Annotated in this window: 17 protein-coding genes; 7 read left to right on the forward strand and 10 right to left on the reverse strand. The window is 61.8% G+C overall.

Annotated elements, in window-relative coordinates:
- The first annotated feature begins 177 nt into the window (after positions 1-177).
- Complete coding sequence (gene gltX, locus AC2FNB_RS02430; protein WP_496744244.1) at positions 178-1,503, forward strand: glutamate--tRNA ligase; 1,326 nt, start codon at positions 178-180, stop codon at positions 1,501-1,503.
- A gap of 91 nt (positions 1,504-1,594) precedes the next feature.
- Here the strand turns inward: gltX and AC2FNB_RS02435 are convergent, their stop codons facing one another.
- On the reverse strand, positions 1,595-2,164 hold the full coding sequence (locus AC2FNB_RS02435; RefSeq protein WP_496744246.1) for a gamma-glutamylcyclotransferase family protein: 570 nt from the start codon (positions 2,162-2,164) through the stop codon (positions 1,595-1,597).
- Between the two features lie 94 nt (positions 2,165-2,258).
- Between AC2FNB_RS02435 and AC2FNB_RS02440 the strand changes: the two genes are divergently transcribed.
- The gene (locus AC2FNB_RS02440) at positions 2,259-2,714 is read left to right on the forward strand and encodes an RrF2 family transcriptional regulator (protein ID WP_480751803.1); all 456 of its coding nucleotides are present in this window, start codon (positions 2,259-2,261) and stop codon (positions 2,712-2,714) included.
- A gap of 26 nt (positions 2,715-2,740) precedes the next feature.
- Here the strand turns inward: AC2FNB_RS02440 and AC2FNB_RS02445 are convergent, their stop codons facing one another.
- Together AC2FNB_RS02445 and AC2FNB_RS02450 are read right to left on the reverse strand one after the other, a co-directional pair.
- Complete coding sequence (locus tag AC2FNB_RS02445; protein ID WP_496744248.1) at positions 2,741-5,269, reverse strand: ABC transporter permease; 2,529 nt, start codon at positions 5,267-5,269, stop codon at positions 2,741-2,743.
- Positions 5,266-5,961 carry an ABC transporter ATP-binding protein gene (locus AC2FNB_RS02450; protein ID WP_496744249.1) on the reverse strand — a complete coding sequence of 232 codons (696 nt, stop codon included), beginning with the start codon at positions 5,959-5,961 and terminating at the stop codon, positions 5,266-5,268. Before AC2FNB_RS02450 ends, AC2FNB_RS02445 begins: the two co-directional genes overlap by 4 nt.
- 51 nt (positions 5,962-6,012) lie before the next feature.
- On the opposite strand from AC2FNB_RS02450, the gene AC2FNB_RS02455 reads away from it, so the two are divergent.
- Together AC2FNB_RS02455 and AC2FNB_RS02460 are read left to right on the forward strand one after the other, a co-directional pair.
- Positions 6,013-6,651, forward strand: coding sequence for an arylesterase (locus AC2FNB_RS02455; protein ID WP_496744251.1), 639 nt, complete (start codon positions 6,013-6,015; stop codon positions 6,649-6,651).
- A 6-nt stretch (positions 6,652-6,657) separates the two neighbouring features.
- The gene (locus AC2FNB_RS02460; protein WP_496744253.1) at positions 6,658-7,275 is read left to right on the forward strand and encodes an SOS response-associated peptidase; all 618 of its coding nucleotides are present in this window, start codon (positions 6,658-6,660) and stop codon (positions 7,273-7,275) included.
- Between the two features lie 6 nt (positions 7,276-7,281).
- On the opposite strand, the gene AC2FNB_RS02465 is transcribed toward AC2FNB_RS02460, so the two are convergent.
- From AC2FNB_RS02465 to AC2FNB_RS02475, 3 genes are all read right to left on the reverse strand, one after another.
- Complete coding sequence (locus tag AC2FNB_RS02465) at positions 7,282-7,818, reverse strand: DUF4329 domain-containing protein (protein ID WP_496744255.1); 537 nt, start codon at positions 7,816-7,818, stop codon at positions 7,282-7,284.
- A 27-nt stretch (positions 7,819-7,845) separates the two neighbouring features.
- Positions 7,846-8,403, reverse strand: coding sequence for a L,D-transpeptidase (locus tag AC2FNB_RS02470; protein WP_480751811.1), 558 nt, complete (start codon positions 8,401-8,403; stop codon positions 7,846-7,848).
- Between the two features lie 61 nt (positions 8,404-8,464).
- Complete coding sequence (locus AC2FNB_RS02475) at positions 8,465-8,848, reverse strand: hypothetical protein (protein ID WP_480751812.1); 384 nt, start codon at positions 8,846-8,848, stop codon at positions 8,465-8,467.
- A 174-nt stretch (positions 8,849-9,022) separates the two neighbouring features.
- Between AC2FNB_RS02475 and AC2FNB_RS02480 the strand changes: the two genes are divergently transcribed.
- Positions 9,023-9,448 (forward strand): thioredoxin domain-containing protein, encoded by a 426-nt coding sequence (locus tag AC2FNB_RS02480; protein WP_480751814.1) that lies wholly within the window; start codon positions 9,023-9,025, stop codon positions 9,446-9,448.
- A gap of 30 nt (positions 9,449-9,478) precedes the next feature.
- Here the strand turns inward: AC2FNB_RS02480 and AC2FNB_RS02485 are convergent, their stop codons facing one another.
- Positions 9,479-9,685, reverse strand: a complete 207-nt coding sequence (locus AC2FNB_RS02485; RefSeq protein ID WP_480751815.1) for a cold-shock protein — start codon at positions 9,683-9,685, stop codon at positions 9,479-9,481.
- A gap of 181 nt (positions 9,686-9,866) precedes the next feature.
- Positions 9,867-10,118: a hypothetical protein gene (locus AC2FNB_RS02490; protein ID WP_496744258.1), complete on the reverse strand. Its 252-nt coding sequence runs from the start codon at positions 10,116-10,118 to the stop codon at positions 9,867-9,869.
- A gap of 116 nt (positions 10,119-10,234) precedes the next feature.
- Between AC2FNB_RS02490 and AC2FNB_RS02495 the strand changes: the two genes are divergently transcribed.
- Positions 10,235-10,405: a hypothetical protein gene (locus AC2FNB_RS02495; RefSeq protein ID WP_496744259.1), complete on the forward strand. Its 171-nt coding sequence runs from the start codon at positions 10,235-10,237 to the stop codon at positions 10,403-10,405.
- A 9-nt stretch (positions 10,406-10,414) separates the two neighbouring features.
- The gene (locus AC2FNB_RS02500; RefSeq protein ID WP_496744261.1) at positions 10,415-10,882 is read left to right on the forward strand and encodes an REP-associated tyrosine transposase; all 468 of its coding nucleotides are present in this window, start codon (positions 10,415-10,417) and stop codon (positions 10,880-10,882) included.
- Between the two features lie 381 nt (positions 10,883-11,263).
- Here the strand turns inward: AC2FNB_RS02500 and AC2FNB_RS02505 are convergent, their stop codons facing one another.
- Positions 11,264-12,247 carry a PIN domain-containing protein gene (locus AC2FNB_RS02505; protein WP_496744263.1) on the reverse strand — a complete coding sequence of 328 codons (984 nt, stop codon included), beginning with the start codon at positions 12,245-12,247 and terminating at the stop codon, positions 11,264-11,266.
- A 6-nt stretch (positions 12,248-12,253) separates the two neighbouring features.
- A complete protein-coding gene (ettA, locus tag AC2FNB_RS02510; RefSeq protein WP_496744265.1) occupies positions 12,254-13,909 on the reverse strand; it encodes an energy-dependent translational throttle protein EttA in 1,656 nt (551 codons plus the stop codon).
- Positions 13,910-14,040 lie beyond the last annotated feature (131 nt).

A 14,040-nucleotide genomic window follows, 5' to 3' on the forward strand; every position in this document is an offset into this window, starting at 1 on the left:
GGAACTGATCCGGGCGGGGTTGACCGATCTGGCGGCCCATTGGCCGGTCGACCCGACCTGACCCGCTTCATCTTTTGAAAAATACGCCCGCCGGAGGCATGCGCGCCGAAAGGCGCGTTCAGCCGCGCTGGACAAAATGCCGCCCATGTGACAAGAGCCGCGCAACAGGAGACACCCATGACCACCACCCGTTTCGCCCCGTCGCCCACCGGTTACATCCACGTCGGCAACCTGCGCACCGCATTGATGAATTTCCTGATTGCCCGCAAGGCAGGCGGCACCTTCATCCTGCGCATCGACGACACCGATCCCGAACGGTCGAAAGAAGAATATGTCGACGCCATCAAGCAGGATCTGGAATGGCTGGGCCTGCAGTGGGACCGCGTCGAACGGCAGTCCGCGCGGCTGGACCGCTATGCCGAGGCCGCCGACAAGCTGCGCGGGATGGGGCGGTTCTACGAGGCGTTCGAGACCCCGACCGAGCTGGACCTCAAGCGCAAGAAACAGCTCAACATGGGCAAGCCGCCGGTCTATGACCGCGCCGCGCTGGCGCTGTCGGAGGCTGAAAAGGACGCGCTGCGCGCCGAGCGTGGTGACGGGGTGTGGCGGTTCAAGCTGGATCAACAGCGGATCGAATGGACCGACGGCATTCTGGGCGACATCTCGATCGACGCCGCCTCGGTCTCGGACCCGGTGCTGATCAAGGCGGACGGGCAGGTGCTGTACACGCTGGCCTCGGTGGTGGATGACACCGAAATGGGTGTGACGAACGTGGTGCGCGGGTCCGACCACGTGACCAATACCGCCACCCAGATCCAGATCATCGAGGCGCTGGGCGGAACACCTCCCAGCTTTGCGCATCATTCGTTGCTGACCGGACCGCAGGGCGAGGCGCTGTCGAAACGTCTGGGGACGCTGGCGCTGCGCGACCTGCGCGAGCAGGGCGTCCAACCGATGGCACTGCTGAGCCTGATGGCGCGGCTGGGGTCCTCGGACCCGGTTGAAATGCGAAACGACATGGCGGAGCTGATCGACGGGTTCGACGTAACCCGGTTCGGCGCCGCGCCGACCAAGTTCGACGTGCAGGACCTGTTCCCGCTGACCGCCAAGTACCTTCAGATGCTGCCCCTGTCGGACGTGGCCGATGCGGTGGCGGCAGCAGGCGTTCCGGATGATCTGGCCGAGCCGTTCTGGTTGATGGCGCGCGAGAACATCACAACGCTGAACGATCTTCAGGGCTGGTGGGAGCTGTGCCGCGACGGCGCCGAGCCGCTGATCGAAGACGAGGACCGCGCGTTCATCGCCGAGGCGATGGCGCTGTTGCCCGAAGGCCCGTATGACGGAGAGACCTGGGGTACGTGGACCCAGGCCGTCAAGGAGGCCACGGGCCGCAAGGGCAAGGGATTGTTCATGCCGCTCCGCAAGGCGGTCACCGGCATGGAGCGGGGGCCGGAGATGGCCGCGCTGTTGCCGCTGATGCAGGTGATCCGCGCCCGCGGTTGAGTGAACGCGCCCGTACGGGCGCGTGCCTTCGGCGAGAGTATTTGTGAAAAGATGAAGACGGGCGGGGCGCGTGGGCACCCGCCCTTTTTCGTCAGGCGGTCTGGACGATTTTTGCCGAGATCGCCCCAAGGCGGTCGTCGACGAATTCGGTCTCTTCCGGGCGGAGTTGCTGATGGCGGGGATAACGCGGCTCGGCCCGGTCATTCAGGATCGGTGCGCCCCACCCGTCGGTGGTGGCGAAGAACCGGTCGGCCCCGTCCGGCCCATAGGCGCGCAAATAGCCCTGGACCACGACGTCGATATAGCTGAGCAGGATCGGGTAGCGGTCGGAGGGGGCTGTGTGGCGGTGTTCCGGCACGGCGTAGACGGCGATTTCGACGTCTCCCTTCAGCGGGTGCGAGATGGCCCGGGTCGCGGGCACCCGGTCATAGGCCCATTCGCGTTCGTCCAGTGCCGCCCAGTCGTTTTTGGGTACATGGGCGATCATGCCTTCGATTTCGCTGTCCGGGGCAGGGATGGCGGTGAGAAAGGCCACCGGTCGCAGATCGGTGTGCCGCCAGGCACGCCGCCAGCCGCGCAGCGTGGCCGGGTGCGGATCGGGGAAATCATGTGTCGCGAGATTGACGAGGCTGCCATAGCCAAAGAAATACGGGTCTTTCATCGGGTTTGTTGTCATGTGAGCAATTGATGTATGTCAAACAGTTTTTTTGGAACGCGTGCAATAAGGTTCCACCGTGAAATTCGAGGAGGAACACATGCGCATTACCAAGAGGACGAATATCGCCATCCGTCTGTTGATGTATTGTGCCGCGCATCAGGACCGGCTGGTCACGAAAGCCGAGATCGCCGAGGTATGCAATATCTCCGAAAACCATCTGGCCCAGGTGATCAACCAGCTGAGCCAGCTCAGTTATCTGAGCACCCAGCGCGGTCGGAACGGGGGGATGTCATTGGGGCGGCCCGCCGAACAGATCCGGATCGGTGAGGTATTCCGCGATGTCGAAGGCAACCTGCCGATTGCCGAGTGTTTTGCCGATGCCGACAATACCTGTCCACTGACAGATGCCTGCCGGTTGCGGCTGGCGCTGCGGGATGCGGCGCAGGCCTTTTATGCCTCGCTGGATGAGATCACGCTGGATGCGCTGGTTTGTGACAACACGGACCTGCTGAAAATCCTGCAGCCGGTGGCCTGTCTGCGGCAAAGCGCCTGAGCGCAGGCTGAACCGCATGCCTTGGGTCAATCATTGGCCCGCAGGACCTGCGCGGGGCGGGCCGAAAGCGGCTGCCAGGCAAAGATCAGCCCTGCTGCGAGGGTGACGCCTATCCCTGTGCCGATGATGGTGACGGCAGAGGGCCAGATTACCGTGAAGTTCAGCTCGAAAACGTAGGTTGCGACGGCCCAGCCGCCCAGCAAACCGGCCGCCAGCGCCACAAGGCCCGCCGCCGCGCCAAGCAGTGCGGCGCGCAGGGCGAAACTGAGCAGGATACGGCGGCGCGCGGCGCCGAGCGTTTTCAGGATCGCCGCCTCGTGCCGGCGGGCGGGTTCGCCAGCGGCGGCGGCGCCGATCAGCACCAGAAACCCGGTCAGCAACGACACACCCGCGCCATAGGATGTGGCGGTTGCCAGCCCGCCCAGCACCTCGGACACGCGGTCGATGGCGTCGCGGACACGGATGGCGGTGATGTTGGGGAACTGCGTGGCGAGGTCGCGCAGGATGGCGGCCTCGGCCTGCTCCTCGGCATAGACCGTGGCGATGAAGCTGTGCGGTGCGGCGGCCAGCGCAGCGGGGTTCATCGACAACACGAACCCCATGCCGGCGGTCGAGAAATCAACCTCGCGGAACGAGGTGATTTCGGCGGTGATGTCGCGGCCCAGGATGTTGATGGTGAGCGTATCGCCGAGGGAAAGGCCCATTTCCTGCGCTTCTTCGGTGGCGAAGCTGATCTGCGGGGGGCCGGAATAGTCGTCGGGCCACCATTCCCCGGCGGTCAGGCGGGCCTTGGGCGGTGGGGCGGCGGAATAGGTCACACCCCGGTCGCCACTCAGCACCCAATGATCGCCCGCCACGTCGCGGGCAGGTTTTCCGTTGATCCGGGTGATGACGCCGCGCAGCATCGGCGCGCTTTCCATGCCGCTGACCGCCGGATCGTTGGACAGGCGTTCGGTAAAGCCGGGCATCTGGTCTTTCTGGATGTCGACGAAGAAATAGGAGGGTGCGACATCGGGCAGATTGCCCGAGATCGCGCGGCGCAGGTTGCCGTCGATCTGGCCGACTGCCGCAAGGACCGACAGGCCAAGGCCCAGCGACAGGACGACCGATGCAGCCCCTTCGCGTGGGCCGGAAATGGCGGCGAGCGCCCAGCGAAGAGCAGGACGCCCCCGTGCGCCCGGCAGGGTGAGGCGGGCGAGGGCGCGGATGCCATAGGCCGAGGCCGCCAGCAGGATCAGGGCACCGGTGAGACCCGCGGCTGTCCAGAGCGTGAGGCGGGGCGAGCCGTTGAAGGATGCGGCCAGCCCGACCAGCAGCGCCAGGGCAAGGGCGGTCGCCAGCACGTAGCGGACGCGTGGAAGGGCGCGCGATGCCGACAGGGCGTCGCGGAACAGGGCGGCGGCCCGGATGTCTTCGGTGCGGGCCAATGGCCAGAGAGTGAAGATGAAGGCGGTGATGAGGCCATAAAGCGCGGCTTCGAACAGCGGTTCCGGATAGAGCGAAAACACCGCCGGTACCGGCAATTGCGCTTGCAGCAGCGGGGCCAGCAGGACGGGGGCAAGACCGCCCAGAAGAAGGCCAATCAGGATGCCGAGGATCGACAGCGCGCCGATCTGCAGGAAATAGGTTTGGAAGATGGTGGTGCGGTCCGCCCCCAGAGTGCGCAGGGTGGCGATGGTGCCGGTCTTTCCGGTCAGATAGGCGCGGACGGCGGCAGAAACACCAACACCGCCGACCGCAAGGCCGGACAGGCCCACGAGGATCAGGAATGCGCCGAGGCGCGACACGAACTCGGCAATGCCGGGGGCGCCATTGCGGGCATCGGTCCAGCGCAGGCCGGCGTTCCGGAATGTGCGTTTCGCTTCGCGAGCGGTCGCGGCAAGGTCAGCGCCGGGGGGCAGGTCAAGCCGGTATTTGGTGGAGAACAGCGTACCCGGCTGCAACAGGCCCGAATTGGCAAGACTGTCGGTCAGCACCAGGGTGCGCGGGCCAAGAGCGAACCCGTCTGCCGCGCCGTCGGGTTCGTGGACAAGGGTGGCCATCAGAACAAAATCCTGCGTGCCAAGCCGGAAAGTGTCGCCCGGCTGCAGGCCCAGACGGTCGATCAGCACGCGTTGCATGACCGCGCCGGGCAGCCCGTCGCGGCCCGCCAGCGCCTGCGGCAGGGGTATGTCGGGGAACAGGCGGGCAGTGCCGACCAGCGGATACACCCCGTCGACGGCCTTGACCTGTGTCAGCGCCCGGTCGGTTTCCTCTGCCCGGTCGACCACCGCCATCGAGCGGAAATCGACGACCTCGGACAGGGTATCGGCCTTGCCGGTCATCCAGGCGCGCTCGTCTTCACTGGCGAACCGATAGGTGAATTCAAGCTCGGCATCGCCGCCAAGCAGTGCGGCGCCTTCGCGGGCCAGCCCGGCCTCGATGGCAGAGCGCACGGAACCGACGGCGGCGATGGCGGCAACACCAAGGGCGAGGCAGGCGAGGAAGACGCGGAACCCCTGCAATCCGCCGCGCAGTTCGCGCCGGGCGATGCGGGCGGCTTGGCGCAGGCTCATTCGGCGGCCTCGCGGCGGGTTTCGGTATCGACGCGGCCATCGCGCAGCCGGACCACCCGGTCGCAGCGGCGCGCAAGTTCGTGGCTGTGGGTCACCAGCACCAGTGTCGCCCCATGCCGGTCGCGCAGGCCGAACAGCAGGTCGATGATGGCGTGGCCGTTGGCCTCGTCCAGATTACCGGTGGGCTCGTCCGCCAAAAGGATCTGCGGGCGCGGGGCCGAAGCGCGGGCCAGCGCGACGCGCTGTTGCTCGCCGCCCGACAGTTGCGCGGGGTAGTGGTCGAGCCGGTGCGAAAGGCCAACGGTGTCCAGCTCGGCCTCGGCGCGGGAAAAGGCGTCGCGGTGGCCTGCCAGTTCCAGCGGCGTGGCGACGTTTTCCAGCGCGGTCATGGTGGGGATGAGGTGGAAGTTCTGGAACACCACCCCCATGTTGTCGCGGCGGAAACGGGCAAGCGCGTCCTCGTCCAGCCGGGTCAGGTCTTGCCCCAGGGCGGTGATGGACCCGCGCGTGGCCTGTTCCAGCCCGCCCATCAGCATCAGCAGCGATGACTTGCCCGAACCCGAAGGACCGACAAGGCCAAGCGTTTCGCCGCGCTCAACACTCAGCGAAACGTCGTGCAGGATATCGACACGCCCGGCATTGCTTTCCAGCGACAAAGAGGCATCTTTGAGAATAAGCACGGGGTCGGTCATCGGCGGGTCCTGTGAGTTGGGTACCTGACTGGATATGGAGCCAAATCGTTCATGCGCAAGAGTTTAACCGCTGGCCTGCTGGTTGCAATCTGCGCGCCCGCCTGTGCCGAACAGGTGGTTGTCGCGGCGCTGGGGGATTCCCTGACGCAGGGTTTCGGCCTGATCGAGCAGGAGGGTTTCGTGCCGCAGATGCGCGAATGGCTGGCCGGGAACGGGGCGGATGTGCGTCTGATCAACGCCGGCGTGTCCGGCGACACCACGGCGGGTGGGGCGGCGCGGGTCGAATGGACACTGACGCCCGATGTGGACGCTATGATCGTGGTGTTGGGGGGTAATGACCTGTTGCGCGGGATTGATCCGGCCGAGGCGCGGGCCAATCTGGATCATGTCCTGACGGTTGCGAACAGCGCCGAGGTTGAGGTGTTGCTGATCGGGATGGAAGCACCGGGCAATTTTGGGCCCGAATACAAGGCCGCGTTCGATGCAATCTATCCCGATCTGGCCCGGCAACATGACACCTTGCTGGCCGGGAATTTCTTTGCGGGGCTGGGATCGGACGATCCGGCGGCAGTCCAACAGATGATGCAGCCCGACGGCATCCATCCCAATGCCAGGGGCGTGGCGGCCATTGTCGAAAACCTCGGGCCGCATGTTCTGGCACTGGTGGACCGCGTCGGTGCGGCGGAGTGATTTGCCATGCCTGGGCGCCTGTTTCTGACCACACCAGCCGATCAGGTGGCGCAACGGCTGGACACATCGGTCGGGGACCTGGCCAGTGAACCGCCGCGCCGCAACATTCAGCCCGGACAACCGGTCGTCGTGTTCGGCCCCGACGGGCTGACACGAATGCGCTGGGGGGTGATCCCGGTCGGGCGGGTCAATGCACGCGGGCGTCCGGTGATGGAAACGATTATCAACGCGCGCTCGGAAACCGTGTTCGAAAAATCGGCGTTTTCCGGTGTCGGCCGCGCGGCGGTTCCCGCCGACGGCTGGTATGAATGGACAGGGCCGGCGCGGCGCAAGACCGCGTGGCGGATATCTGATGCCAAAGGCGGGCTGTTGTTTTTCGCCGCGATCACCGACCGGTGGCAGGCCTCGGCCAGCATGGCGGTGGATCAGGTTGCGATCGTCACCTGTGAGCCGAACGATGACGCCCGCCCGATCCACCATCGGATGGGGGTGTTGCTGGAGGTTCGGGATATTCCGCTGTGGCTGAGCGGGACAGAGGCGCAGGCCGGGAAACTGACGCGGCCCTGGCCCGAAGGACGGCTGAAGATCGAAGAGGCGGAGGGTGTCGACTGGTCCGCCCCGTGACGGGCGTCAGTGAGTGTATTCCAGTTGCATCAACTCGTCATGGGTATAGCTTTGCCGGATGATGCCATCGTCACCGGCGCGGAAATTGGGGTCTTGTGGCAGACAGGCCAGGCCGCAGATCTGATAGGTGACCATGGCATTGCTGTCGATGAACCAAAGACGACCACCCGGCGTTGCGACATAACCGTTGACGCCTTCGTCGCGATCCGCCTCGAGATCCAGCACGGTCGGGAATTCGGCAGGCGTAAAGGCGTCATAGGCCCCGTGCGTGTGCAACGAGGCGATCGGGGTGAAACCGCTGCGGGGTATTGCGGGCGTGCAACCGCTTTCGTCGCCGCGCGTAATGACGGTGAAGGTCAAATTCCCGAACTGGTTCCAACCAAGATATCCGCAATACTCAAACCCGGCGGCGAAAGATAGATATTGAAGCGGTGTGAGCCGGGATTTGACCATCGCGACCTCAGAGTCAGGCGGCTGATAGGCGGAAGCGGCCAAGACCGCTCCGGGCCAGAGCAGGCAGGCAATTTTCCAGACTCGGATCATGGCCTTCGTGCCTCCGACGCGCGGGGATCAGACAACGGTCACGACCGTTCCGATAGGCACCCTTTCATACAGATCCATGACATGTTCGTTCAGCATCCGGATACAGCCGTTGGAAACGGCGTGGCCGATGGTTTCGGGCTGGTTGGTGCCGTGAATGCGGAAATATGTGTCCTGCCCGTTCTGGAACAGGTACAGCGCCCTTGCGCCCAGCGGGTTGTCGGTGCCGCCCGGCTGCACATAGTCGTTGTCTGCAAATCTGCCATAGGCCACCGGATCGCGCTCGATCATCTCCTGGGTGGGGCGCCAGGTGGGCCATTCCTTCTTGACGTCGATGGTCGCGGTTCCGGTGAACTCCAACCCGGCTTTGCCCACGCCACAACCGTATCGGATCGCCTTTTTGGGCTCGGTCACGAAATAAAGGTAAAAGGAACGCGGAACGATCAGCAACTGGCCGGGCAGGAACTGTTTCTTGATCCTGACGATCTGTGGCGTCGGGTCATATTCGACGGCTTGCTTGGCATTCGCCTGACCTGGAAGAACGCCGGCCGCAGTTGCAGCAGCAAGAAAAGCGCGGCGCGAAATCATTTCAATCCCCTTTTCAACAACAAAACCAATAGGTCCAGTTTCGGCGGGAGGTCCGTGCCGGTCAATCCACCTTGCGTGTGTAACAGAAAAGTGATGCCGAAGCTGCGGTCGTCAGAGCACAGGTGACCACCCAGCCGAAATACCAGATTTGCCCGGCAAGCAGGTCTTCGGCGTAGGATGCGGCGAACTGCGTCTTGCCGCCCTGTGCCGCCAGAAACGCGGCCAGGGCAAACAGCGTGAACCCGACCAACTGGAGATTGCGAGGGATGGACAGAACCCAGGCCAGCCCGACCAGCGCAAGACCGATGGGCAGACCGATCCAGATCACCTTGTCCGCCCACCAGGGATGCGCGCCCAGCTCTTGCGGGAGCGAAATCAAATGGGCAAACCCGGCAAGGGTCAGGCTGGACAGGGCGGGCCAAAGAGGGTGGGCGATTTTTCTCATGACAGTACCAATTTGGGCAATAGTTTCCGGGCGCAGAAGCCCCCTGACAGTTTTGTGATATTTGAAATGACTCGATGATTGGCTGGACCTTCATAAGATTTGGTTAAGCGCGGCCGATTGCGCAGGGCCATCCCGGTTCCTATCTGGGAAATGTGGTTATTGAAGGACCCGGAGATGACTGAAACGACGTTGACCTGTTTGAGCTGTGGCCAGCTGAACCGGATACCTGGTGACAAGCTTTTGGCGGGTCCCAAATGCGCGAAATGCGGGTCTGGGTTGGTGAGCGGCGCGGCAGTGGACGTCGATCCGGCGATTCTCGAAAAGGCGGCGAAACACGACGATCTGCCGCTGGTCGTTGATTTCTGGGCGCCGTGGTGCGGGCCGTGCAAGATGATGGGGCCGGAGTTTTCCAGGGCCGCGGGCAAGCTGGCCGGACAGGCGCGTCTGGTCAAGCTGGACACGCAGAAATACCAGTCGACCGGCGGGCGCTATCGCATCCGCGGTATTCCGACCATGGTGGCCTTTGAAAAGGGCAAGGAAAGGAAACGCCAGTCCGGGGCGCTGCGCGAAGGGCAGATCGTCGGCTGGGTAAGGACGTAGGGCGGGAATTAATCCCGCCCAGTCAATGGCTTATGCCAGTTCGATATTGTCCGCGCTTTCGCGGCCGTCACGACCCGAGCGCAGCTCGTAGGTGACTTTCTGGTTGTCGGCCAGGCCGGTCAGGCCCGAACGCTCGACAGCAGAGATGTGCACGAACACGTCCTTGCCGCCTGTTTCGGGTGCGATGAAGCCAAAGCCTTTGGTGGTGTTGAACCATTTTACGGTGCCTGCGGGCATTCCGGTATCTCCTGATTGTTGCTGCCCACGGAATTGCGGCAGCCTGGCAGCGTCGTCTGGATCGATAGACTGAGCGCCGGTGGTCGGAGACAGTAGGTCGAAATAGAAAAACGATAGCGATGGGGATATGGCATTGCCAAAGGCGACTGGCAAGGTTTTGTTCGAAATGTATCGTTTTTTTTCAGGTCGTTTGTCCGGATCGTACAAGTCGATCCGCCGCCGTATCGCGGTTTTCGGCTTCCAGAATCTCGTCCCCGCCATTCTTGCGCAACCGCCGCGCAAGCCCCAGGTGACGGAACCCGAAGATCAGGGTCGAGGCGACAGCAAAGGCCAGATACGTTGCGACAGCCATCGAGATGGACAGATCGAAAACAAACACCTGCACGATGGCGGCGACAAGCCCGGCGACGCTGGCGAAAAAGATAAGGGCCATGACGAAGCACTCCCAGTAGTGTCCTGTCAGGAAAACCCGAGATTTGGGCAGGGATATGGCGGAGTTGCGCAAATATGGTGCGGTGATTCGCGGGGGTGTCTTGAGGTCGGGGCGTCGTGGGCGCCGATGGCTCGGCGGTGTCGCAACTGGAACTGGGCAGCCACGTCTATCAGAGCACGCAGGATCTGGCCAGGATCACCGGCGCCGTGCCGACCCGGTTCCTTGTAACGGAATACGGGTTAAGGCAGCAGGGGGCGGTTCACCGAACTTTAATGGGTCTTGGGTGATCTTTCGGCATGTCCGACTATCGCCGCGTCCGTATTCCCGGAGCGAAGTATTTCTTTACCGTGTCATTGAGTGACCGGTCATCGGATCTGTTGACCCGGGAAATTGCTCATCTGCGTGCAGCCTATTTGGTGACCCGGTGTGAGCGGCCGTTCTGGTGCGACGCCTTTGTCGTGCTGCCCGATCATCTGCACGCGGTGTGGACCTTGCCGCCGGGGGATGCGGATTATTCAACGCGGTGGGGCGCGATCAAGGCGCGGTTTACCATGGGCGTGAACAAGGCAAACCGTAGGTCGGGCTTCAGCCCGGCACCCGAACTCACGCATCTACCCGTTGTGACATCCGGCAGATATGCCGGGCTGAAGCCCGGCCTACGGGCCAATAAACGCGAAGCGCCTTTTTGGCAGCGCCGGTTTTGGGAACATACCATTCGCGACGAACAGGATTACCGCAATCACATGGCGTATTGTTGGGGGTGAGCACAGGTTTATCGTAGGTGGCGAAACGTCCTATGGACGTTTCGAGGTGCGAACGGGCGGAGCCTCCGTCAAGCATGGGTTGGTGGAGCGTCCGACCGATTGGCCGTATTCGTCGATCCATCGTGATATCCGCGCAGGCCGGGTTGATCCGGAGTGGAGCGGCGGTGTGACGGACGGCGCATTCGGAGAGCCGTGATACAAAGAACACCCCCCGTAGGCCGGGCTTCAGCCCGGCATCCACCATTCCCCTTAAGGCGATTGAAGAGTTTTGAGGCCATTCATCGGCGGACGTTGGTAAAGGTGTGGGTGTTTCGAGGGGTGCCGGGCTGAAGCCCGGCTTACAGGTTGTCGTGATGGGTGCAAGCACCCATCCTACGCGTGCTAAAAGGGAAAGAAATAGAACTCCTCCTTTTCGCCAACTATTTTGGCAGCTTCGGCGAGCATTTCCTGAGGCAAATCGGATGCATCTGTCTCGAAACGTGAATAAAAGGCTTTGACGTCAGCGTCTGTTCCGATCCGTCCGATCTGAGGATTGTCACACAATATCTCGATTAATCGATGTACTTGGCCTTTGGTAAAGTATTCAAAGGGGGCCAGCTCAGCGATAATACTGTGTGTAGATGCAAAATTTGGCGAGTTCCTAAGTTCTTCAATAAGCTCAACCTTTTGAGTTTCCTTGGAAAGTTCAATTTTTGGGAATTCTTTCTTGAAGTAGCTGCTGAGAGATTTGTAGAGGGTCACTCGCGAATAACCTGATTTCCGGTCTGACCATTCCTCTGAAAGAAACGACTTCAAATTTCCAATGTCCAACTCGGATTCGAAATCGCCGTCTCTAGACACAATGTCTATCTGTTTCAACCCTGCCGCACCAAGAAGGGTTTCCCAGTGAATACTATCTCCGATTGCACCTTGCTTTCCGGGTGGATTCCCAAGGTCTTGGCGTAAGCGCGCTGCCCGTATGACATCTTCAGTGATCTCTAGGTTTTGGCATTTGTCAAACATGGCCGTGATGAGAACATCTGCATCGAGGTTCTTGCTTGCGATCCTCTTGCCTACTGCCTCCACCAATTTTGAATGACCGTCGTTAGCGTCTTTAAGAGCTTTTTGCAGAGCCGCTAGTTCAGGTAATTTTTTGGTGTAATTTGGTGCCTTGACCTGGTGCTTCGTTGCCTTGAGCTCCGAGAACGAGTCGGACAAAACTCGTTCCCTCATCCTCTGTGTTTCATTCTTGAGATGAGAGTTTGAATACAAGATTACTTCATCATCTTTTATCAAGGTAACTAGTTTTTCGATCTCGCTAAGATCATCAGCACCATATCGGTAGAAATCTAGCAGGATGTTTGCGTCGAGGAACAGGTTCGACAAATCAGACTACCTCGCAAACTTCTTATGCTTCAACCGCTTGGGCTCCAGCGCGTCCGGCCCGAGCCTTCGCTTTTTGTCTTCTTCGTAATCCTCGAAGTTGCCCTCGAACCACTCAACATGTGCATCCCCCTCAAACGCCAGAATATGCGTGCAGATCCGGTCGAGGAAGAAGCGGTCGTGTGAGATGACGACGGCGCAGCCGGCGAAATCGACCAGCGCGTCTTCCAGTGCGCGCAGGGTTTCGACGTCGAGGTCGTTGGTCGGTTCGTCCAGCAGCAGGACGTTGCCGCCCTCTTTCAGCAGGCGGGCCATGTGGACGCGGTTGCGCTCACCCCCTGACAGCAGCGAGACCTTTTTCTGCTGGTCGCCGCCCTTGAAGTTGAAGGACGAGCAATAGGCGCGGGAATTGACCTGCGCGTCGCCCAGCTGGATGATCTCGGCCCCGCCGGTGATCGCCTCCCACACGGTGTCGTTGTCTTTCAGGTCGTCGCGGGACTGGTCGACATAGGACAGCTGCACCGTGTCGCCGTATTCGATGGTGCCGGCGTCGGGTTTCTCCTGCCCGGTGAGCATCTTGAACAGCGTCGACTTACCCGCGCCGTTGGGGCCGATCACACCGACGATGCCGCCGGGGGGCAGGGCAAAGTCCAGCTTTTCGATCAGCTGCTTGTCGCCCATGTGCTTGGCAAGCCCGTTGACCTCGATCACCTTGCCGCCAAGGCGGGGGCCGTTGGGGATGACGATCTGGGCGCGGGTCAGCTTTTCGCGTTCGGACTGTTCGGCCAGCTCGTTATAGGCGTTGATCCGGGCCTTGGATTTGGCCTGACGGGCCTTTTGCCCCTGACGCATCCATTCCAGTTCGCGCTGCAGGGTTTTCTGCTTGGACTTGTCCTCGCGCGCTTCCTGTTCCAGCCGCTTGGCCTTTTGTTCCAGCCATGCCGAATAGTTGCCCTCGTAAGGAATGCCGCGGCCGCGGTCGAGTTCCAGGATCCAGCCGGTGATGTCATCCAGGAAATACCGGTCGTGGGTGACGATCAGGATGGTGCCCTTGTAGTCGATCAGGTGCTGTTGCAGCCAGGCGATGGTTTCGGCGTCCAGGTGGTTGGTCGGTTCGTCCAAGAGCAGCATGTCGGGCGCTTCCAGCAGCAGCTTGCACAGCGCCACGCGGCGTTTTTCACCGCCCGAAAGGTTGGCGATGTTGGCATCGTCCGGCGGGCAGCGCAGCGCCTCCATCGACACGTCGATCTGGCTGTCGAGATCCCACAGATTCTGGCTGTCGATTTCGTCCTGCAGCTTGGCCATCTCGTCGGCGGTTTCATCCGAGTAGTTCATGGCCAGTTCGTTGTAGCGGTCGAGGATCGCCTTCTTTTCAGCTACGCCCAGCATGACGTTTTCGCGCACGGTCAGCGATTCATCCAGCTGCGGCTCCTGCGGAAGATAGCCAACCTTGGCGCCTTCGGCGGCCCATGCCTCACCGGTGAAGTCGGTGTCGAGACCGGCCATGATCTTCATCAGCGTCGATTTACCCGCGCCGTTGACGCCGACAACGCCGATTTTCACGCCGGGCAGAAAGCTCAGGTGGATGTTTTCGAAGCACTTCTTGCCACCGGGGTAGGTCTTGGAGACACCCTGCATGTGGTAGACATATTGATAGGCGGCCATGTCGTGTCCTCTGGAAAGGGGAATTCGGGTTGGGCGGTGTGATAGCGGAAGGCGTGAGGAGGGGCAATCGTCTAGAAATGAAGAAGACATGCCGCAGGTTTGATTTGATTTTTTCGGCCTTCTGCAGTGCT

This window comes from Ruegeria sp. BHSB058 (assembly GCF_059613285.1).